The following is a 21068-nucleotide window of genomic DNA, read 5'->3' on the forward strand; positions in this document are numbered from 1 at the left end:
GCACCGCCGCCGCGGTGAGCAGGTCTGCCATGCGACGACCCTACCGGCAGCCCCGACCGGCTCCCCGCGACGCACGCCGGAAATCGAGCCTCGTCGCTCACCGGCGGCTCAGCCCTGCCGCAGCGGCCGGCCCACCTCGTGCATGTGCGCGAGCGCCTGCCGGTACGACTCGACCAGGCCGGTCTCCGCGTACGGGATGTCGTGCTCGGCGCAGTAGGCGCGGACGATCGGCCGGGCCCGCCGCAGGTTGGCCCGGGGCATGTTCGGGAAGAGGTGGTGCTCGATCTGGTAGTTGAGCGCCCCCAGCGCCACGTCGACGAACCGCCCGCCGCGCACGTTGCGCGAGGTGAGCACCTGCTTGCGCAGGTAGTCGAGCTCGTCCTCGGCGGTGGGCATCGGCATGCCCTTGTGGTTCGGTGCGAACGCGCAGCCCATGTAGAGGCCCCACAGCCCCTGGTGGACGGCCGCGAAGAGCAGCGCCTTGCCGGGCGACATCACGGCGAACAGCAGGCCGAGGTAGCCGACGGTGTGCGCGAGGAGCAGCACCCCTTCCACCGCGCGGTGGCGGACCGGGGTGCGCCAGCGACCGTCCGGCTCCCGGCCGACCAGCGCCCGGACGCTGGCCACGTGCAGTGCCAGCCCCTCCAGGAGCAGCAACGGGAAGAACAGCCACGCCTGCCGCCGGGCCATCCACCGGCTCAGGCCGCGGGTCGCCGCCGCCTGCTCGTACGTCCAGACCAGCGCGCCCGCCCCGACGTCGGGATCCTCGTCGGCGTGGTTCGGGTTGGCGTGGTGCCGGTTGTGCTTGTCCACCCACCAGCCGTAGCTGAGCCCGACCGCGAGGTTCCCGGTGACCATGCCGGCGGCCTCGCTCGGCCCGCGCCGGCGGAACATCTGCCGGTGGCCGGCGTCGTGGCCGAGGAACGCCACCTGGGTGGTGGCCACCGCCATGAGCGCCGCCAGCGGCACCTGCCACCAGGAGTCGCCGACCGCCACCACCACGGCCCAGCCGGCCAGGAAGGCGCCCAGGGTGAGCGCGATCCGGGCCGCGTACCGGCCGGGTCGCCGGTCGAACAGGCCGGCGGCGGCGACCCGGCGGGACAGCCGCGCGTAGTCGCTGCCCCGCCGGGTCTCCGCCGGTGCCGTCACCGTCGATGAGGTCATCCGCTCCCCCGCTCCTCGGTTCGCGCGCCACGCCGGCGACACGACTCTGCGTAACCGATTCTGCGGGAATTGACTGCGGTGGGTAATCCTGGCAACCCCCCAGCCCGGGGTGGTGCTAGCCCTACCTCATCCCGCCCACCGCGGCCCGGAGTCGGACCAGGTCCCGCCGGCGCCGCTCGTAGGTCGCCGCGAGCGCGATCAGCGCCAGGCCGCCCAGGCCGAGGAAGATCCAGCGGGGCAGCAGGTCCCAGCCGCGGGCCAGCTCGTGCAGGGCCAGCGGGACCAGGGTCGCCGTGCCGAGCAGGACCGGCGCCTGCCAGCGCCGGACCGCCCCGCCGAGCACCGCGCCCAGCGCCACCAGGCCGAGGGCCAGCCGGCGGGCCGGCTGCGCGTCCGGCGCGGCCAGCACCGACACGAGGCTGGGCAGCAGCGCCGCGCCGAGCCCCGGGCCGAGCGCCAGCCAGCTGTTCAGCCCCGGCCGGGTCCGCAGTGCCAGCAGGCCCGCGCCGAGGGCGAGCGCCGCCGCCGGCAGGGTGTACGCCTCCAGCACCGCCACCCCACCGGCGGCCAGCAGCAGCCAGCCGCCGAGCAGTTCGCTGCCCCCGGCGACCGCCGCGAGGCCCCACCGCCGGGCCGGCGTCTCGCCCCGGCGCAGCACCCGGACGGCCACCACCACGCCCCACAGCACGCAGACGGCCGCCGCGTGCCGCAGCGCGCCGCCGGTGAGCAGCAACGCCAGCAGCGCCACCGCCTGGGCCGCCGCCTCCAGCGCCACGGCACCGACCGCCACGCCCGCGCGGGCCGGGGCGGCCGCCCGTGCCGCTTCCCCACCCGCCGGCTGCGACGGTCCGGACGCGCCGGCGACCCGGGCGCGCAGCGCCGGCACCGCGTGCAGGGTCACCGCCGCGACGGCCAGCACCGCGAACCCGGCGGTACGCAGCGGCAGCCCGCCGGCCAGCGCCGCGGTGACCGCGAAGCCGGTGGCCGTCGCCACGGCGCTCAGCCAGCCCGCCAGCCGTGCCTCGGCCGGCCGGCCGGCAGCACCCACCACGGCCGCCGCCACCACCAGCACCCCCAGACCGGCGAGGGTCCCGGCCCGGGTGGCGACGAGCCCACCCAGCCCGGGCGCGGTGAGGGCGAACCCCAGCGGGAGCAGGACCAGCGGCGCGGCCGGGCGAGGGCCGCCCAGCGCGGCCAGCAGCAGCACGGCCACCCCGGTCCCGAAGACCAGCGCGGGCACCACCGGCCAGGGCGCGCCGGCCGCCGCCAGCAGCACCGGCAGGGCCACCGCGCCGAACGGCAGCCCGGCCAGCGCGGGCAGCCACCGGCCGTCGCTCCCGCGAATCCAGGTCGGCGCGTCCGACGCGGCGCGGTCACCCGGCGCGGGCGCCATCCGGGCGTACGCCGCCGCGGCGGCACCGAGCAGCAGCAGCACCAGCCCCGCGCGCCAGGCACCCGGCGCCGGCTCGACGGCGGGCACCCCGGACCAGGGCCGGACCGGCAGGTCCAGCAGCGTCGCCAGGGCGGCCGGGGCGGCGGCGAGCAGCGCCAGGCCGGCCAGCACGGCGCCGACCGCCCGCGGGGCGGGACCGGGCCGGACGCCGCCCCCGGCGGCCAGCGCCAGCAGCGCCCCGGCGGCCGCGTAGAGCGCCACGGGCTCCCCGGCCACCAGGGCCAGCGGCCCGAGACCGACCGCCGCGACCGCCACGGCGAGGCCGGTCGAGGCGTACCCGTGCAGGTCGGGCCAGTGGCGACGGACGGCGAGGACGGCGACCACCGGCACCGCGACGGCGGCGGTCGCGCCCCGGAGCTGCCACCAGGGCGGCGCGCCGAGGCCGAAGAGCGCGACGGCCACCCCCGCCGGTACGGCGAGCAGCGCCACGGCCAGCGCCACCCCGGCGACGACCGGCTGCGCGCCCCGGCCCCGGCGGCCCCGTGCCGCCACGACCGGGCCGAGCACCGCCAGGACGGCGAGCACGGCGCCCGCGCCGCCCGGCGCGGCGCAGCCGACCAGCAGGGCGTGCCCGAGCAGGACGGCCGCGGTGAACGCGGTGACCACCACGGTGGGGAACCGGCGGCGCGGCCGGGCCACGACCACCAGCAGCAGCGCGGTGGCCGCCGCCAGGTCCGCGACCAGCACCAGCGGCCACGGCGTGGCCGCCACGGCCGGCGCGGCCAGCACGGCCAGCGCGCCACCGACCACGCCGACCAGCGGCCGGGCCGCCCGGGGTGCCAGCAGGGCGAGCGCGACGGCCGTGCCCAGCACGGCGACCGGGAGCTGCCACCCCCAGGACGGGACCGTGGCGGCCCGCCCGCCCTGCCAGGCGGGGAAGGAGGCGGTCACGGTGGCCGTGGCGACCAGTCCGGTGAGGACGGTGGCGACCTGGCCGAGACCGGCGGCCACCAGGACGGCGCCCAGTCGCGGGCCGGTCCGCGGACCGGCCGGCAGGGCCCGGACCGCACCGGCCAGCGCGACCACCACCAGACCCGCCGCCAGCAGCAGCAACCCGGGCCGCAGCGCGGCGACCGGCCGGATCAGCGCGGCGGCCAGCACGGGCACCAGCAGCCCGGCGGTGACCGCCCGGTAGGTCCGGCCACCCGCGGCCAGGGCCCCGGCGGTCAGGGCGAGCGCCACCACCAGCAGCGGACCGCCGGCCAGCAGCGGCGTCCCGGCCGCCCGCCCGAGGGCCAGCGGCACCAGCGCGCAGCCGGCCGCCAAGGCCAGCGCGACGCCGTGCCCGGCCCAGGCGAGCACCCACCCGGCCAGCAGCGCGGACGGCACACCGGACCGGACCGGGAGGGGCGGCGGTGCGGCGGCCGGCCCCCCGCCGGCCGCCGCTCCCCCGGCCCCCGGCCCCGCGTCGGGCTGGACCGGCCCCCCGCCGGCCAACCCGACCCCGCCCACCGGACCGGCCCCCACCCCGGCCACCCGACCGGCCACCGGGCCGGTCGAGGCGACCCGGCCGCGCAGGGCGACCACCACCACGAGGTCGCCCAGCGCCAGCGCGGTCAGGACCAGCGCCCAGGCGGCGGCGGACGGCTCGACGGACACCGCGGCCAGGGGCAGCACCGGCTGGGCGGTCAGCAGCGCCGCGAACCAGGGCACGGTCAGCCGGCTCAGGCGCGCGTACCCGGCCGCGACCGCGGCGCCGATCCCCCCGACCAGCGCGGCATACCGGGTCCCCGGCCAGCCGGCCACCCCGAACAGGTCCACCGACCAGGCGGCGTACCCGTCGAGAAGCACCAGGAGCAGGCCCACCGCCGCGAAGGTCTCGGCGGTGCCGCGCAGCCCGCGCGCCCGGGCCACCAGCGGCGCGGCGAGGGCCAGGGCGGTGAAGGCGAGCAGGATCAGCGCCCGCCCGGCGACCCCGAACGCGGCCCAGGCGACGGCGGTGAAGACCACCGCCGCGGTGCCGAGCAGCAGTCCACCGAGGACGAAGAGCAGGCTCTGCACGGCCCGGGTGGAGGTCTCCGCCCCGCCGGGGCGGGCCGGGACGGCGGCCGGCTGCGGGCGCACCGCCGGCGCGACCGGGACCGGGCGCGGCGCCGGGATCTCCAGGCGGATCCGGGCGGCCAGGTCGGCACGCCGCTGCCGGGCCGTGGACAGCCGGCCGGACAGCTCCTGGTACGCGGCCCGGGCCGCCTCGACCCGCGGCGCCAGCTCGGCGATCTCGTGGTCCAGCCGGACCACCTCGGCGGCCGGCGGGTACGGCGGACGGCCGCAACCGGGGCAGCCGGAGGCGAGGTCGGCGGGGGCGCCGCAGCCGGGGCAGGGGTAGCCGGTGTTCTCCACCCCGCCAGCATCCTGAGCGGCGGGGCGGGGAGACAGAGTAGGCGTACCTAGGGACGGGTGTGGTCGTGCACCCAGGCCGCGTAGTCGGGGTTGCCGCTCTCCACCCGGGTGACCAGAATCTCCGGCACCTCGTACGGGTGGTTGGCGCGGAGCTGGTCGACCAGCGCGTCCACCCGGTCCGGCGCGGTCTTCAACTGGATCGACCACTCGGCGGTGGTCTGGATCGCCGACTGCCACCAGTAGGTGCTGTCCACCTGCCCGCCGACCTGGGCGCACGCCGCCAGCCGACCGGCGACGGCCGCGGCCGCCAGCACGTCCGCGACGGAGCGGGCGTCCACCACCGTCGTCACCACGCAGATCTGCTCCACCAGCGCACCCTACGTGGCGTTCCGGCCGGTCGCTGCACGCAGACCGAACCCGGGTCAGTCGGCGGCCGCGGCCGCCCCGTTCCGGTTGGCGGCGATCCACCTGTCGATCCGGGCCCACCAGTCGAACAACCAGTCGATGCGCTCCTGCTTGCCGGCCGGCACCTCCTCGGGCGGCACCGACCAGAAGCGCATCACGATCCGCTTGTCCATCGGCAGCTCGCGCCACACGTCGGCGACGGTGAGCATCTGGTCCAGCCCGGTGTGCGCCACGAAGACCACCCCGGCGTCCGGGGCGGCGTCGAGGGCGGCGAGCACCCCGCCCGGCTGCGGGGCGAGCACGTGCCGCATCCGCTCGGCGCGCCGTGCCATCCGCTCCAGGCCGAGGGCGCGCAGCCGGGCGATGGCCCGGAGCCGGCGCTTCGGCGTGAAGTTGCCGCCCTCCGGGAAGATCACGAACGCGTCGTCGTCGTCCAGGCCGGTGGCGAGGTGGCCGACCTGCCGGATCGCGGACTCCCGCCCGTCGGGCCCCGGTGCGATGAACCGGTTGGGCAGCCGGTTGAGCAGGACGTCGATCGCCGGGTCCCACTGGAGGGTCTCCTTGAGCACGATCCGGGGCTCCCGGTGGAACCAGTTGACCAGCGCGTGGATCAGGATGAACGAGTCGCCCGGCCCGGCGTGCCGGCAGAGCACCAGTTCGGGCCGGCCGGGCAGGGCGGTGTCCGGGTCGGTGCCGACCACGTCGATGCGCAGCCGCAGGGTCCAGCGGGCCTGCCAGAACAGCACCCGCAGGAAGTGGCCGGCGAGCACGTAGTGGGCCCGCTGGAAGGCCGGTGACCGCTTGCGCGCGCCGAAACCCGAGGCCAGCCAGAGCACGAAGAGGGCGAGCAGCGCGGTCGCGTCCCAGATCAGGTAGACGGTGCCGATCCAGAGCAGCCGCAGCGGGCGCAGGTGTCCCGGCACCAGCGGTGACGCGGCCAGGGCCAGCAGCGCCCAGGCCGGCAGGGTGGTCACCACCGCCACGGCGAGCAGCACCACGCCGGGCGCGAGCAGCATCCGGCGTACCCACCGCGGCGGCAGCGGCATCAGCGTTCCAGCGCGGTGTCCAGGTAGCGGCGGGATGCCGTGTACGCCCGGCTGATCCGCCGCCCCACCGCCGCGATGTCCCGGTACGCCCAGGGGCTGTCGTCGCGCGGCTCCAGACCGCCGGTCGGCAGCACGTGCACCTCCACCCCCTCCGGCAGCGCCGCCATCTCCCGGGCGAACCGGTGCCGGCGGGCGATCTCGAAGGCCACCTGGGCGATCTCCCAGGGCCGGCGCGGCGGGCTCAGCTCGCGCTCGATCCGGCCCACCTGCAGCACGAAGATCCGGGTCGCGCCGGCCGCGACGGCCTCGCCGACCGGGATGGAGTTGACCACCCCGCCGTCGATGTAGTGCAGGCCGTCGATCTGGGTCGGCGGCAGCAGCCCGGGCACCGAGGCGGAGGCGAGCACGGCCGGCACCACCGGTCCGCTGTGGAACCAGTGCTCGGCGGCGCGCTCGATGTTCGCCGCGCAGCAGCGGAACGGCACCTTCAGGTCGGCGAAGGTGGTCTCCTCGCCCAGTTCGCTCTCCAGCAGCCGGCGCAGCGGCCGGGGCGAGTGCAGGTGGGTACGCGCCGCGAAGCGCCGTAGTTGCCGGGCGACCGAGTCGCCGTACACCTCGCTGGCCTCGGGCGAGGCCCAGAGGCGGACCAGCCGGTCGGTGACCGCCTCGGTGGGGTCGGCGGCGACCAGGGCGCCGTTGACCGCGCCGATCGAGGTGCCGAGCACCATGTCGGGCCGGATCCGCGCCCGGAACAGGGCCCGGAGCATGCCCACCTCGACGGCGCCGAGCACTCCCCCGCCGCCGAGCACGAACGCCACCGGACCGCCTGCCATGCCGTTCATCCTGGCACGCCCCGCACAGTCCGCCTCGCCGAGCCGGTCGGGGCCGGTCGCCACGTCACGGCGCGCGACCGGCGCGGCGCGGGACGCGACCGGAGAACGGACACCCGTTGACAGGCCGGACACATTCCCGCAACCTGATAGCGCTCCCAAGCCCAGGCAGGTGCGATGTGAAGGCGACGCTGCACGCCGGCCGGCTGCTGGCCCGCAGGTACCGGCTCATCGACCAGATCGGGGCCGGCGGCATGTCGGTGATCTGGCGGGCCCGCGACGAGGTGCTGGACCGGGTGGTGGCGGTGAAGGTGCTCGCCCCCTCGCTCGCCGCCGACGCCCGGTTCCGGGACATGGTGCGCGAGGAGGCCCGTTCCGCCGCCCAGCTCGTCCACCCGCACGTCACCGCCGTGCACGACTACGGCGAGACGGTGGCGCCGGACGGCTCGATCACGTCGTTCGTGGTGATGGAACTGCTCAGCGGCGAGGAGCTGGAACACCGGCTCACCGAGGGGCCGCTGCCCTGGCCGGCGGCGGTGGAGACGGGCGCGCAGGTGGCCGAGGCGGTGGCCGCCGCGCACCGGCTGGGCATCGTGCACCGGGACATCACTCCGTCGAACGTGATGATGACCCGGGTCGGCGCGAAGGTGCTCGACTTCGGGATCGCCACCCGGGTCGGCGCCCCCGACGAGGACGAGGACGGCGGCACGTTCGGCACCCCGGCGTACGTGGCGCCGGAACGGCTGGACGGGGCGCCGGCGCAACCGGCCACCGACGTCTACTCGCTGGGTGTGCTGCTGTTCGAGACGCTGACCGGGCAGCCGCCGTACCCGGCGGACACCTGGGAGCAGCTCAGCGCCGCGCTGGCCGAGGACGCCGCGCCCACGCTGGACGGCGTACCCGGCCTGCCCGCGCCGGTCGCGGAGATCTGCCTGCGCTGCCTGGCCCGCGACCCGCGCCGGCGGCCCACCGCGCACCAGGTGGCGGCCGTGCTCCGCGACCAGCTGCTGCCCGCCGACCCGCAGGCCGCCACCATGCTGGCCCCGACCGTGACCCTCCCGGCGCTGCCCGCCCCGCCGCGACCGCCGGCCGATCCCGCCCGTCCCGCGCCCGTCGCCGCCGGGGCGTCCCGACCTCGCCGGGTGCTGCCCCTGGTGGCGGCCGGCGTGGTGGTGGTCGCCGGCGCCGCCCTGCTGGTGCCCGCACTGCTGCCCGACCGGCAGGCGCCGTCGCGGTCGGCGCCGACCGCCGGGCCCGTGGTGGTCCCGTCCACCGCGACGCCGAGCCGCGACGGGCCGGCCACCAGCGAGCCGCCCGGCCCGACCCGCCGGCCGCCCGCGACCGGCACGCCGACCCCGCCCGCCGGCGGCGACCTCAGCGAGGCGGCGCACCGGGTGGAGGGGCTCATCGACGCCGGGCTGGCCGCCGGCCAGATCCGCGACGACGTGGGCGTGGACCTGCGCAACCTGTTGCGCAACGCCAGCGCCGCGACCGGCGAGGGCGCCCTCACCGGCGCCGTGGACCGGCTCCGCGACAAGATCGCCGACCGGCGGCGCGAGGGCAGCATCAGCCCCGGGTACGCCCGCGAACTCGACGAGGCCGCCGCGGACCTGGCGACGGGACGCACCTGAGGAGTCAGCCGGCGGTGACCGGCGCGGCCTCGGGCCGCCCGGCGAACGCGGCCCGGTCGGCGAGGAAGGCCCGGTAGACCGCCTCGTAACCGGCGGCCATCCGCTCGACCGAGAAGTGCTGCGCCACGTGCATGATGCAGTCGGCCGGGTCGAGGCCGGCCACGTCGCGCAGCGCGGCCGGCAGTTCCTCCGCGCGGTCGCGGACGAACCCGGTGATCCCGTCCCGGACCAGCTCCGGCACGGCACCCCGGCGCAGCGCCACCACCGGGGTGCCGGTTGCCATGGCCTCCACCATCACCATGCCGAACGGCTCCGCCCACTGGATCGGCATGATGAGGCAGCGGGCGTCGTACAGGAGCCGCTGGGTGGCCTCGCGGTCGGCGTTGAGGACCACGGTGACGTCCTCGCCCAGCATCGGCTCGACCACCTGCTCGAAGTAGCGGCGCTCGGCCGGCTCGTTGCACTTGCCGGCCAGGGTGAGCGGCACGCCGGCCGCCCGGCAGGCGCGGATCGCCACGTCGGGGCCCTTGTCCGGGCTGAACCGGGCCAGCCAGAGCACCGGCCCGCGGCCGGGGCCCCGCTTGCGCGGCACCTCCCGCAGCGCCATGGCGTTGTGCACCGTGCCCACCCAGGGCAGGTCCGGGTTGGCCTCGCGCTGGGCGTGCGAGATCGCCACCAGGCCCACCCCCTCGTCGGTGTTGCTCAGCACGGTGCCGTACTCGCCCACCGGGTTGCCGTGCACGGTGGCCACCGTGGGCACGCGGCGGCGGCCGGCGAGCAGCGGGCCGATGGTGCTGTGGTCGTGCACCAGGTCGAAGTCGGCCGGATCCACCAACCGGTTCACATGGGCCAGGTGGGCCAGCTCGGGCAGCGACTCGCCGAGCCGGTGGAACTGGAGGTCCGCGCAGGTGGAGACGAAGTCACCGGCCGTGCCGTTCTCCCGGCCGGCGCCGAACAGGGTCACCGCGTGCCCCCGGTCCACCAGGGCGTCGACCAGCCCGGCCACCAGGTGCTCCAGGCCGCCGTACCCGGCCGGCGGCACGGACAGCCAGGGCGGCACCACCATGGCGAGCCGCAGGTGCCCGGTTCGGGTACGGTCCGACGGCGGCTGGTTCACGGCCACGAGTCCTCCCCGATGGGTCCCCGGCGTACGTGACCGGCGGCGGTTTCCCGGCGCTCCGAGCGGTAAACGGCCGCTCAGCCGGCCACCACGAGCCGGTCGTGCACCTCGCGCACGCCCGGCGTGGCCCAGGCCGCCCGCTCCGCCTCCTCCCGTTGCCACCACCGGCGGACCACCCCGTCGAGCACCACCGTGTCGCCGCTGACCCGCACCTCGATGCGCTCGGTGCCGGTCCGCCGGAACAGCAGGCGTTGCAGGTCGCGGCGGTTCTGCTCGTCGCTGGGCGGGGTCGGCGGGCGCACCTCGACGAGGTTCGTCACCCCGCGTACGCCCCGCAGCCGGCGCAGCTCCCGCTCGGCGGTGCGGCGCTGGAAGCCGTACTCGACCTGGCCGCGGAGCATGACCCAGCCGTCGGCGACCGTGAGGTCCAGCCGCTCGGCGGGGACGAAGCTGTCCCACTCCAGGGCCCGGCTGGCCGCGATCGCGATGTCGGCGTCGGTGCGCTCGTCGGCGACCGGCAACCGCACCTCCAGGTCACTGGCGACCGCGCGGACCCCGCGGACCCGGTGCGCGCAGCGCTCGGCGGCCCAACGCCGGGCGTAGCTGTCCACCTGGCCGGTCAGCGTGACCACGCCGTCGGCGACGGTCACCCCGATCTCGGTGGGCCGGGTCTGCGCGTCCCAGTCGAGCTCGGCGAGCACGTCCCGCTGGATGTCCTGGTCGGTGCGGACGGCGGAGGTGGTCGTCATGCCCCGAGGGTGCCGCCGGACGGGGTGAGCCCGGCTCACCCGGACCGGGTGAGGCACGAAAATAGGCGGCGGGTGACGGAACCAACCCCCTTGGCTCCGTCACCCGCCGCCCGTGGAGGAGGCAGGTCTGGTGTTATGACGTCTCGGCGAGCGTCACGGTTGCCGTCTCGGCCGATCCGTTCCGCTTGAACTGGACCTCGACCCGGTCGCCGACCTTGCCGGCCTGCACGGCGCCGACCAGGTCGTTGGAGTCGTTGATCACCTTGTCGCCGAACTTGGTGATCACGTCGCCCCGCTGGAGCCCGGCCTTGTCGGCGGCGCTGCCCGCGACCACGTCGGAGACCAGCGCGCCGCCGTCCTCCGCCGCGGCCACGCTGACGCCGAGGGACGGGTGGCTGACCTTCTCGCCGCGCTGGAGCTTCTCGGCCACGTCCTTGGCCTTGTTGCTCGGGATGGCGAAGCCGACGCCGATGTTGCCGTTGCTACCCTGCCCGGCCGTGGCGATGGCGGTGTTGATGCCGATCACCTCGCCCCGGGTGTTGACCAGCGCGCCGCCGGAGTTGCCCGGGTTGATCGGGGCGTCGGTCTGGAGCAGGCCGGAGATCGAGCTGGCGCCCTGCTGCGGGGCCTGCTGCTGGCCGCCCTCGCCGGCCTGGATGGTGCGGTCGCGGGCGCTCAGGATGCCGGCGGTGACCGAGCCCTGGAGGCCGAGCGGGCTGCCCAGGGCGAGCACCTGGTCGCCGACCTGCATGGCGTCGCTGTCGCCGAACTTGGCCGCCTTCAGGTCGCTCACCCCGCTGGCCTTGACCACGCCCAGGTCGGTCTTCGGGTCGGTGCCGACGATCTTCGCCTGGGCGGTCTTGCCGTCGGCGAAGACCACCTTCACCGTGTCGCCGCTGGCGGAGGCGACCACGTGGTTGTTGGTCAGGACGTACCCGTCGGCGCTGAGGATCACCCCGGAGCCCTCACCGCTGTCCGTCATGATCGTGACGATGCTGTCCTGGACGGCGGCCGCGATCTTCGGCAGGTCGGCGCTGTTGAGCACGGGGGCGGCCGTGTAGGTGCGGGTCACGGTCCCGTCGCCGTCGAGGGCGAGGGCGAGCGCGCCCCCGGCCACGCCGGAGCCGAGCATCAGCGCCAGCGCGAGCGCCCCGGCGCCGATGAACTTCCCGGCCCGGCTGGGCCGCGCCGGCTGCTGCGGGCCCCACGGCGGGACCGGCTGCCCGGCCTGGTGCTGCTGGTACGGCTGGTGCGTCTGGTACGGCGGGACCGGCCCGCCGGCCTGCGGCGCGTAGCCGGTGCCGCCCTGGTGCGCCCAGCCGCTCTGCTGCTGCGCCCCGTACCAGGGCTGCGGCTGCCCGGACACCGGGTACGGCGTGGCCGCCGGCGGCGCGTACGGGCTGGCCGGCGTGGTCGCCTCGGTGTGTCCGGCCGGGGCGGTGGTTCCGGCGGCCGGGGAGTCGGCCGGAACCGGCGCGGTGGCCGGGGTGACGGTGGGGTCCGACTGCCCGCTCTCGGTGCGGGGCAGCTCGGCGGTCGGGTGCGACGGCTCGGCGTCGGCGGGAACCGGCGACCGCTGCGGATCGGTTTCGTGGTCGGTCATGACTCCACCTTCTCCCTCGGCACTGCAACCAGGCTGGAACCCGCCTGAATGTTTTCTGAAAGTCACTCGCCGGGCTCGGGCGCCTCGGGCAGCAGCGGCAGCTTCACCCGGAAGGTGGCCCCGCCACCCGGCGTCTCGGCCACCTCGACGGTGCCGTGGTGCGCGGCCACCAGCGCGGCGACGATGGCCAGCCCGAGACCCGTACTGGTCGGCCCGCCCGCCCGCCGGGTGCGCGCCGCGTCCACCCGGTAGAACCGCTCGAACACCCGCTCGGCCTGCTCCGGGGTAAGCCCGGGACCGGTGTCGGCCACCTCCACCACGGCCAGGTTCCCCGGCTCCGTCCGCAGCCGCAGGGTCACCGCGGTGTCCGGCGGGGTGTGCGTGAGCGCGTTGGTCATGAGGTTGCCGATCACCTGGCGCAGCCGGGCGTCGTCGCCGAGCACCACCAGCGGGCCGACGCCCGGCTCGATCTCCAGCGTGATGCTCCGGTCCGGCTCCACGGCCCGCGCCGCCTGCACGGCGTCCGAGGCGAGCACCGGCAGCTCGACCGGCGCCAGCGCGATGGGCCGCTCGCGGTCCATCCGGGCCAGCAGCAGCAGGTCCTCCACGAGCAGGCCCATCCGGGACGCCTCGTCCTCGATCCGGCGCAGCAGCCCGGCGGTCTGCTCGGGCGCCCGGGCCGCGCCCTGCCGGTACAGCTCGGCGAAGCCCCGGATGGTGGTCAGCGGCGTGCGCAGCTCGTGCGAGGCGTCGGCGATGAACTGCCGCATCCGCTCCTCGGAGCGGCGGGCCCGCGCCTCGGACGCCTGCGCCGCGGCGGCGGCATCCCGGGCGCTGACCTCGGCGCTGCGCGCCGCCGCCTCGGAGGCCGCCCGCGCCGTGAACGCCGCCTCGATCTGGGCGAGCATGGCGTTCAGCGCCCGGGAGAGCCGACCCAGCTCGGAGGTCGGGCAGGGCCGGCCCTCCTCGGGGTCGGGCACCCGCTGGGTCAGGTCGCCGCCGGCGATGGCCGCCGCGGTCCGCTCGATCTCCACGAGGGGCTTCAGGCTGGTACGCACGATGCCCGCGCCGACCGAGGCCAGGATGATCAGGACCGCCCCACCCACCAGCAGGTCGATCCAGACGAGCTGCTTCACCGCGAGGTCGACGTCGGTCAGGTGCTCGCCGATCACGGCCATCTGCCCGTTCGGCAGCTGGGTGTAGAGCACCCGCCAGCGGACCGAGCTGTCCCGGGCGCGGACGGTGAACGGGTCACCCTCCAGCTTCTGGAAGCCGACCGCGTCGGCCGGCCAGTTGGGCAGATCCCGTTCCTGGAAGCGCGTGGTGTCGTAGGCGACGCCCTTGATCTCCCCGGTGCCCCGGTCGGTCAGCACCACGAGGTAGTCGCTGGGCAGGGTGATGCCGGTCGGCGGAATCGACTCGAACCGGTTCACCGAGTCACGCAGCTCGGAGTCGATCTGACCGACCAGGTAGCTGTGCAGGAAGTACGCGGTGGAGACGCTGATCACCACCAGCGCCGCGGCGACCAGCGCGAGCACCGAGGCGACCAGCTTCACCCGCAGCGGGATGCTGCGCAGCCGGCCCTTCGCGTCGTGGACGGCGTTCACGCCGCCGGCTTGCGCAACACGTATCCGACCCCGCGCAGCGTGTGGATGAGCCGGGGCTGGGTGTTGTCGACCTTGCGCCGCAGGTAGGAGATGTAGGACTCGACGATGTTGTCGTCGCCGCGGAAGTCGTAGTTCCAGACGTGGTCGAGGATCTGCGCCTTGGAGAGCACCCGGTTGGCGTTGAGCATCAGATAACGCAACAGCTTGAACTCGGTGGGCGAGAGCTGCACCCGCTGGCCGGCGCGGTGCACCTCGTGGGTCTCCTCGTCCAGCTCCAGGTCGGCGAAGGTCAGCCGGGAGGGCGCGTGCTCGCCGGTGGCGGTGCGCCGCAGCACCGCCCGGATCCGGGCGGTCAGCTCCTCCAGGCTGAACGGCTTGGTGACGTAGTCGTCGCCGCCCAGGGTCAACCCCCGGATCTTGTCGTCGGTGGCGTCCCGGGCGGTGAGGAAGACCACCGGGGTGCGCGTGCCACCCTCGCGGAGCATCCTGATGACCTCGAAGCCGTCCAGGTCGGGCAGCATCACGTCGAGCACGACCAGGTCGGGCCGGTGGTCCTTGGCGGCGTGGAGCGCCGCGCTGCCGCTGGTCGCGGTGGCGACGTCGAAGCCGGCGAAGCGCAGGCTCGCGGAGAGCAGTTCGAGGATGTTGGGGTCGTCCTCGACGACGAGCAGTCTGGCCTCGGTCTGGGTAGCCACCATGGCACCCATCATCCGCGCTCCGGCTGCGGCCACGCTGGGTGGATCCTGGAAACAACCTGTGAGCCGCCGCGCCCCGCCACCCCGACCGCCGAGGGTGCCTCCCCGGTGGGGGGCACCCTCGGCGTCACGTCTGGCGGAGCAGCCGGCGGAGCCCGTCCAGGGCCCCGTCGAGCAGGCGGATGGCCGTGCGGAGCTGGGTGTCGGTGAGCCGGCCCGCCCGTACCAGCGCGCCGACCTCGACGGTGAACGCGGCCAGCCGCTTGTCGAACTCGGCCAGCAGGGGCGACTCGGCGGTCCGGCCCGGGCCGCCGTTGGCGGGTGGTCGGGTGGTCGGCGGCGGGGGCGCCCAGCGGGCCTGCCGGGTCTGCCGCGCCGCCTCGCGCAGCTCCCGCTTGAGGTCGCGCACCGAGCCGCTCACTTCGGTGCGGATCTCGCCGGCGAGCGTGGAGAGGTCCGCCACCGAGGCGGTGATGTCGGATTCCAGGGTGGCCAGCTCGTCGGCGCGCTGCCGCAGCTCGGCCCGGCCCGCCTCGGTGATCTCGTAGACCTTGCGGCCACCGGCGGCGGTGTGGCTGACCAGCCCCTCCACCTCCAGCCGTTGCAGGCGGGGATAGATGGTGCCGGCACTGGGCGCGTAGAGGCCGAGGAAACGGTCCTCCAGCAGGCGGATCAGCTCGTACCCGTGCTTCGGGCCGTCGTCGAGCAGCTTGAGCAGGTAGAGCCGGAGCCGCCCGTGACTGAACACGGCGGTCACGGCAGCTCCTCCAGGTCGTCGGCGTCCTCGACGGGTCGGGCGAGCAGCGCGATGCTGCCGGACGTCGCGGACGCCCAGAGCTTACCGGCGCCGCCGCCGAGCACCCCGTGGCTGTCCTTCACCGCGCCGAACCCGTGCTGGCCGCCGCAGATCTGCGGGAAGCCGCTGGTGATCCGGCCGGAGGTGGTGTGCAGGTGGACGGTGAGGTCGCTGTCCTCGCGGACCCGGACCGTGATGCTGCCGGAGATCGCGCTGAGCCGGATGTCGCTGCCCCGCGGGTTGTCCAGGTCGCAGGTGATCGACCCCGAGACGGCGTGGGCGCGGACGCGCTCGGGCGCGCTGTCGGCGAGGATCAGCTCGCCGGAGACCGTCTCCAGGTTGAGGTCGCCGCCGACGCCGAGCGCCTCGACGGGACCGGAGATGACCTTCGCGGAGGTGTGACCGCGCAGCCCCATGAGGGTGACCTGGCCGGAGGTGACGTCGACCCGGGTGTCCCGGCGCAGGCCGGAGGCGACCAGCGAGCCGTCCACCAGTTGCAGGTCGGCCAGCACGTGCGCGGGTACGGCGATGGAGACCTCGGCCCGGAACCGGCGGCCGAGCTGGCCGAGCCACCAGAGCATCCCCGGCCAGCGGGGCATCCGCTCGTGGCCGACGGTGAGCCGGCCGTCGCGCAGCTCGACGCGGACCGGCCGACGGCTGATCCGGGTGACGTCCACCCGGGCCGGTCCGTCGGTGCCGACCACGTTGAGCCGGCCGCTGACGAGTCGGACGTCCAGCCGGGTGACCGGCTCGTCCATGGTGAGCCGTTGCGGGCTGTCGACCATCCAGGTGGTCATGGCGTCCTCCCCTCGGTGACGCGCCGATCGGCGGTGCGTCGCGTGACGGGGGAAGCATAACGCGATACATCGCGACTGAACAAGACTGTCGCGACTGTGTCGCGTACGCGTCAGGCGGCCAGGTCCAGCTCCGCCTCCACCCCGACCCGGACCGGCGCCGCCGGCCGGACGATCCGCCCGCCGGTCACCGCCCGCCGGGCGGGCGTCCGGACCGGACTCGGGTGGACGGCCGACTCGGCCGCCCGGGCCAGCATCCGCCGGTCCGCCCCGGCGGCCGGGTACAGCGCGGCGGCCACCGTCACCGCGACGCTCAGGTCCCGCGCGCCGAGCACCCGGCGGACCGACGCCCAGAGCGTCTCCTCACCGAGGAACGCGGGCAGGGTGCTCGCGTCGCCCGCGTACCGGTAGGCGAGCCGGAGCGGGACCACCGGCGCGCCCGCGTCCACCGCGGCCTGGAACACCGCCGGGCGGAAGCCCCGGCCCGGCCGGCAGCCGGCCGCCACCCCGCACCAGGTCGTGCCCTCCGGGAACACCGCCACGGAGTGGCCGGCACGCAGCGCGCCGGCCACCCGGCCGACGGTGGCCGGCAGGTCGCGCGGCCGGGACCGGTCCACGAAGACCGTGCCGGCCGCGGCGGCCAGCGGGCCCAGCACCGGCCAGTCGCGGACCTCCCGCTTCGCCAGCATCCGGGCCGGGGCGACCGCGAGCACCGCGAGGATGTCCAGCCAGGAGACGTGGTTGGCGACCAGCAGCGCCGGTGGGCGCGGCAGCCGGCCGCGCACCGCCAGCCGCACGCCGAGGGCGCGCAGCGTGCCCCGGGCCCAGCGGCGCAGCGCGGCCCGCCGGCCGCGGGCCGGCAGCAGCGGCAACAGCGCGGCCAGGCCGACCCCGGCCGACAGCATCCCGAGTACGCCGAGCAGCCGCCCCACCCGGCGCGGCAGCGACACGTCCGGCGCGGGGGCCGCCGGCAGGCAGCCCGGCCCGCAGCCCGAGGCGGGACGCCAGAGCCCGTCGCCGGTCACGACGCCGCCCCGCCCAGGAAGTGCCTCAGGTAGCGGGGGTTCATCCGGTCCAGGGAGAACAGCACGTAGAAGTCGGCGCAGCCGAAGTCCGGGTCGTACGCCGGCTCCCCGCCGACCCAGGCGCCGAGCCGCAGGTAACCGCGGAGCAGCGGCGGGACGAGCGCGCGCCTCTCGGCGGGCGACAACTCCAGCTCGGCGCGTCTGACGCCGCGCTGCGACCTGGAGCCGTCGGGCGACAACTCCAGCTCGGCGCGTCTGACGCCGCGCCGCGACCTGGAGCCGTCGGGCGACAACTCCGGCTCGGCGCGTCCGGCGGCGGCCGGCTCGGCGAACCAGGGGCGGCGGGGCGTCACGCGCAGGGGCGGCGGGGCCAGGTGCCGCGCGGTGACCTGGGACCACACCTCGGCGGCCGCGATCCCGCCGTCGGCCACCGGCACCGAGGCGCAGCCACCCAGCCACCGGGAGCCGCGCAGGTGCAGGTAGCGGGTGATCCCGGCCCACATCAGGTTGATCACGGCGCCGGAGCGGTGGTCCGGGTGCACGCAGGACCGGCCCGCCTCGACCAGGCCGTCGCGGAGCGGGGCCAGCGGGGTCAGGTCGAACTCGCCGTCGGCGTACCGGCGGTCGGTGCGTCCGGGCGGCAGCAGCCGGTAGGTGCCGACCACCTCGTCGGTGCCCTCGCGCAGCACGACCAGGTGGTCGCAGTACGCGTCGAACTCGTCGGTGTCGAGCCCGGCGGCCCCCGGGTGCAGGGTGGCGCCGAGTTCGCTGGCGAACACCTCGTGGCGCAGGCGTTGCGCGGCCGCGACCAGGGTCGGGTCGTCGGCGATCAGCAGGGTGTATCCGCTGGTCGTGAGGGGTGCGCCAGCGGCGTGCAGAACGGCCATGGGTATCTGTGTAAGGTGCCCGGGTGCCGGCCCCGGGGATGAGGGGTGTCGATCCGGTGAACGCCGGTCGGCGCTCCGGCACGCCCCTCACCCGCGGCGGGCCGGCACCGGCGTGCGAGGCTGCCCGGGCGGACCCGGCGACGACGCCGGCCGACCCCCGGGAGGTGCCACGTGATCATCGAGTCCCGTTTCCACGGACCGGACGGCTCGGGCAACGGCGGCTGGAGCGCCGGGATCTTCGCCGCCGCGGTGGACGACCGGGGTCCGGTGGAGGTCACGTTGCGCAAGCCGCCACCGCTGGAGACCCCGCTGACCGTCGTCGACGGCGAGGTCCGTGACCCGGACGGCCAGGTGATCGCCCAGGTACGCCGGGTCGAGCCGGTCGACGCCGTGGTCCCGCCGGTCGACCGGTCCACGGCCGCGGCGGCGGCCGCCGCGTACCCGGGGCTGGTGGACCATCCCTTCCCCGGCTGCTACGTCTGCGGGCCGGCGAACCCGGCGGGGCTGCGGATCTTCCCCGGCCGGCTGCCGGACGGGCGGACCGCCGCGCCGTTCCGGGTCCCGGACGGGGTGGTGCCGGCGACCGTGTGGGCGGCGCTGGACTGCCCCGGCGGCTGGGCGGTGATCGCGCCCGGCCGCCCGTACGTGCTGGGCCGGATCGCCGCGCAGGTCACCGCGCTGCCGCGACCCGGCGACGAGTGCGTGGTGACCGGGGCGATGGTCGGCGGCGCGGGACGCAAGGCCGAGGTGCACTCCAGCCTCTACGGCCCGGACGGCGCGCTGCTCGGCCAGGCGCGGGCCACCTGGATCGCGCTGCCGCCGGCCTGATCTCTCCTCCCTGCGGATGATCCGCTCCTGCCCCCGGGGGAGGAGGGCGTACGCATCCCGCCTGATTGACCCCCTTGCGCCGGGTTGGAAGGCTGTGCACGGCGCCCCCGCAACGGCGCACCCACCGGCGTGCGTCGAGCCCGCCGGGGCAGGAGAGGAGAACGATGTCCGACGGGCAGCCAAGCCCCAGTGCCGGGACCGGCCAGATCGTGGTGTCGGGACTGACGAAGGTATACAAGAACGTCCGGGCGGTGGACAACCTGTCCTTCACCGTCCAGCCGGGCCGGGTCACCGGCTTCCTCGGCCCGAACGGCGCCGGCAAGACGACCACCCTGCGCATGCTGCTCAACCTGGTCACGCCGACCGCGGGTGAGGCCACGATCGGCGGCCAGCGGTACGCCGACCTGCCCGACCCGCTGCGCACGGTGGGCGCGGTGCTGGAGGCGTCCAGCGCGCACAAGGGCCGGACCGGGATCAACCACCTGCGGGTGATCTGCGCGGCCGCGGGCCTGCCCCGCGGTCGGGCCGACGAGGCGCTCGCCCTGGTCGGGCTGACCCCGGCCGCGAAGCGCAAGTTCAAGGGCTACTCGCTGGGCATGAAGCAGCGGCTCGGTATCGCCGCGGCCATGCTCGGCGACCCGCGGGTGCTGATCCTCGACGAGCCGGCCAACGGCCTGGACCCGGAGGGGATCCGCTGGATGCGCGGCTTCCTCAAGGGGCTGGCCACCGAGGGGCGCACGGTGCTGGTCTCCAGCCACCTGCTCTCCGAGATGCAGTTGCTCGCCGACGACGTGGTGATCATCGCGGCCGGCAAGCTGGTCCGGCAGGGGACGGTCGAGCAGGTGATCGGCTCGATGACGCACGGCGCCCGGGTCCGGGTGCGCACCCCGCAGGGCGACGAGCTGGCCGCGGCGCTGCGCGAGCAGTCGGCCACGGTGGACGCCGACGGGCAGGGCGCGCTGCTGGTGACCGGGGTGGACGCGCCGACGGTCGGCCGGGTGGCCCTGGCCGCCAAGGTGGAGCTGCACGAGCTGACCACCGAACGCCCCGACCTCGAAGGGGTCTTCCTGGAGCTGACGGCCGGAAAGGCGGAGATCCGATGAATCTGGTCCGATCCGAGCTCCTCAAGATCCGTTCCACCAACACCTGGTGGATCTTCGCGCTGATCACGGTGCCGCTGTGGGCGCTCGCGATGGCCTTCAACTGGTTGCAGACCGAGGCGCTGACCAGCGGCAACATCGGCGAGGTGCCGGCCGACCAGGCCGACCAGGTGCAGGCCGTGTCCAGCGCCGACAGCCTGGCCGCGAACCTCTACACCAACGGCCAGTTCTTCGGTCTGCTCATCGTGATGCTGCTCGGCATCGTGGTGGTGACCAGCGAGTTCTTCCACCAGACGGTGACCACCACGTTTCTCACCGCGCCCCACCGCACCGCGGTGATGCTGGCCAAGCTGGTCGCCGCCGGCGTGCTGGCACTGCTCTTCTGGGTGGGCACCACGGTGCTGAACCTGGTCTTCGCGCCGCTGATCCTGAACGCCACGGACGTCGGCGCCCAGTTCGGCAGCGGCGCAGTCTGGCGGGCGGTGGCCCTCAACGGGCTGGCCTACCTGCTCTGGTCGGTGCTCGGCGTCGGGCTCGGTGTGCTGATCCGCAGCCAGATCGGCGCCACGGTGACCGGCATCCTGCTCTACCTGGGCGGCGCCATCGGCGCGGCCATCGCGATCGGGCTGCTGGCCGCGAAGTTCGGTGACTGGATCAACCAGCTCCAGCTGCTCGTCCCGTCGCTGGCGTCGTCGCTGATGGTGAGCGGCGCCGAGATCCCGGGCAACCCGCCGCGCTGGGCGGGGGCCGCCGTGCTGGTCGGCTACGCCGTGGTGGCCGGGGTGATCGGCGTGCTGACCATCCGGCGCCGCGACATCTCCTGAGTCGGCTACCCGACACGGCCCCGGCCGGTGACTCTGTGTCACCGGCCGGGGCCGTCGCTGTCTAGCAGGAGTGGGCGGGACACGCAGCGTTTGCCGAACTTCTGGCATCTTCTGTGAAACGGACCACCAGCCGGAGGCGAGAATGCCTGCGTCGATCGCACGGCGTAGCCT

General features: G+C 75.8%; 18 protein-coding genes. 4 read left to right on the top strand and 14 right to left on the bottom strand.

All coding sequences use genetic code 11. From position 1 onward, the window contains the following. Positions 1 to 108: 108 nt before the first annotated feature. The 5 genes from ACZ6PY_RS09865 to ACZ6PY_RS09885 all read right to left on the bottom strand — a co-directional run bounded on the left by ACZ6PY_RS09865 (position 109) and on the right by ACZ6PY_RS09885 (position 7241). Positions 109 to 1164, bottom strand: a complete 1056-nt coding sequence (locus ACZ6PY_RS09865; RefSeq protein WP_466070910.1) for a fatty acid desaturase family protein — start codon at positions 1162 to 1164, stop codon at positions 109 to 111. Positions 1165 to 1285: 121 nt separating this feature from the next. After that, positions 1286 to 4957, bottom strand: coding sequence for an SCO7613 C-terminal domain-containing membrane protein (locus tag ACZ6PY_RS09870; protein WP_466070912.1), 3672 nt, complete (start codon positions 4955 to 4957; stop codon positions 1286 to 1288). 47 nt (positions 4958 to 5004) lie between these two features. Next, complete coding sequence (gene cutA / locus ACZ6PY_RS09875; protein ID WP_466070914.1) at positions 5005 to 5325, bottom strand: divalent-cation tolerance protein CutA; 321 nt, start codon at positions 5323 to 5325, stop codon at positions 5005 to 5007. Positions 5326 to 5379: 54 nt separating this feature from the next. Next, positions 5380 to 6408 (bottom strand): 1-acyl-sn-glycerol-3-phosphate acyltransferase, encoded by a 1029-nt coding sequence (locus tag ACZ6PY_RS09880; RefSeq protein WP_466070915.1) that lies wholly within the window; start codon positions 6406 to 6408, stop codon positions 5380 to 5382. Continuing rightward, the gene (locus ACZ6PY_RS09885) at positions 6408 to 7241 is read right to left on the bottom strand and encodes a patatin-like phospholipase family protein (RefSeq protein WP_466070917.1); all 834 of its coding nucleotides are present in this window, start codon (positions 7239 to 7241) and stop codon (positions 6408 to 6410) included. The genes ACZ6PY_RS09880 and ACZ6PY_RS09885 overlap by 1 nt, the downstream gene beginning before the upstream one ends. A gap of 176 nt (positions 7242 to 7417) precedes the next feature. On the opposite strand from ACZ6PY_RS09885, the gene ACZ6PY_RS09890 reads away from it, so the two are divergent. Continuing rightward, positions 7418 to 8869 (top strand): serine/threonine-protein kinase, encoded by a 1452-nt coding sequence (locus tag ACZ6PY_RS09890; RefSeq protein ID WP_466070918.1) that lies wholly within the window; start codon positions 7418 to 7420, stop codon positions 8867 to 8869. A 4-nt stretch (positions 8870 to 8873) separates the two neighbouring features. On the opposite strand, the gene ACZ6PY_RS09895 is transcribed toward ACZ6PY_RS09890, so the two are convergent. From ACZ6PY_RS09895 to ACZ6PY_RS09935, 9 genes are all read right to left on the bottom strand, one after another. After that, positions 8874 to 9992 (bottom strand): glycosyltransferase family 4 protein, encoded by a 1119-nt coding sequence (locus tag ACZ6PY_RS09895; protein WP_466070920.1) that lies wholly within the window; start codon positions 9990 to 9992, stop codon positions 8874 to 8876. Positions 9993 to 10066: 74 nt separating this feature from the next. Continuing rightward, positions 10067 to 10738, bottom strand: coding sequence for a BON domain-containing protein (locus tag ACZ6PY_RS09900; RefSeq protein WP_466070922.1), 672 nt, complete (start codon positions 10736 to 10738; stop codon positions 10067 to 10069). Between the two features lie 133 nt (positions 10739 to 10871). Further along, positions 10872 to 12341 carry a S1C family serine protease gene (locus tag ACZ6PY_RS09905; RefSeq protein WP_466070924.1) on the bottom strand — a complete coding sequence of 490 codons (1470 nt, stop codon included), beginning with the start codon at positions 12339 to 12341 and terminating at the stop codon, positions 10872 to 10874. Positions 12342 to 12403: 62 nt separating this feature from the next. Next, positions 12404 to 13948, bottom strand: a complete 1545-nt coding sequence (locus tag ACZ6PY_RS09910) for a HAMP domain-containing sensor histidine kinase (protein ID WP_466070927.1) — start codon at positions 13946 to 13948, stop codon at positions 12404 to 12406. Next, positions 13945 to 14646: a response regulator transcription factor gene (locus ACZ6PY_RS09915; protein ID WP_200206763.1), complete on the bottom strand. Its 702-nt coding sequence runs from the start codon at positions 14644 to 14646 to the stop codon at positions 13945 to 13947. Before ACZ6PY_RS09915 ends, ACZ6PY_RS09910 begins: the two co-directional genes overlap by 4 nt. Before the next feature lie 124 nt (positions 14647 to 14770). Continuing rightward, complete coding sequence (locus tag ACZ6PY_RS09920; protein WP_466070930.1) at positions 14771 to 15400, bottom strand: PadR family transcriptional regulator; 630 nt, start codon at positions 15398 to 15400, stop codon at positions 14771 to 14773. Further along, a complete protein-coding gene (locus ACZ6PY_RS09925; RefSeq protein WP_262284806.1) occupies positions 15397 to 16236 on the bottom strand; it encodes a DUF4097 family beta strand repeat-containing protein in 840 nt (279 codons plus the stop codon). Before ACZ6PY_RS09925 ends, ACZ6PY_RS09920 begins: the two co-directional genes overlap by 4 nt. 110 nt (positions 16237 to 16346) lie before the next feature. Further along, positions 16347 to 17258, bottom strand: a complete 912-nt coding sequence (locus tag ACZ6PY_RS09930; protein WP_466070932.1) for a lysophospholipid acyltransferase family protein — start codon at positions 17256 to 17258, stop codon at positions 16347 to 16349. Continuing rightward, the gene (locus tag ACZ6PY_RS09935; RefSeq protein WP_466070934.1) at positions 17255 to 18145 is read right to left on the bottom strand and encodes a GNAT family N-acetyltransferase; all 891 of its coding nucleotides are present in this window, start codon (positions 18143 to 18145) and stop codon (positions 17255 to 17257) included. Before ACZ6PY_RS09935 ends, ACZ6PY_RS09930 begins: the two co-directional genes overlap by 4 nt. Before the next feature lie 171 nt (positions 18146 to 18316). Here ACZ6PY_RS09935 and ACZ6PY_RS09940 point away from each other — a divergent pair, with 171 nt between their 5' ends. From ACZ6PY_RS09940 to ACZ6PY_RS09950, 3 genes are all read left to right on the top strand, one after another. Then, the gene (locus tag ACZ6PY_RS09940; protein WP_466070936.1) at positions 18317 to 18973 is read left to right on the top strand and encodes a hypothetical protein; all 657 of its coding nucleotides are present in this window, start codon (positions 18317 to 18319) and stop codon (positions 18971 to 18973) included. Between the two features lie 164 nt (positions 18974 to 19137). Then, a complete protein-coding gene (locus tag ACZ6PY_RS09945) occupies positions 19138 to 20076 on the top strand; it encodes an ABC transporter ATP-binding protein (protein ID WP_466070938.1) in 939 nt (312 codons plus the stop codon). Next, positions 20073 to 20897, top strand: a complete 825-nt coding sequence (locus ACZ6PY_RS09950) for an ABC transporter permease (RefSeq protein ID WP_466070939.1) — start codon at positions 20073 to 20075, stop codon at positions 20895 to 20897. Before ACZ6PY_RS09945 ends, ACZ6PY_RS09950 begins: the two co-directional genes overlap by 4 nt. Positions 20898 to 21068: the final 171 nt, after the last annotated feature.

Source organism: Micromonospora sp. NPDC048907 (assembly GCF_055586885.1).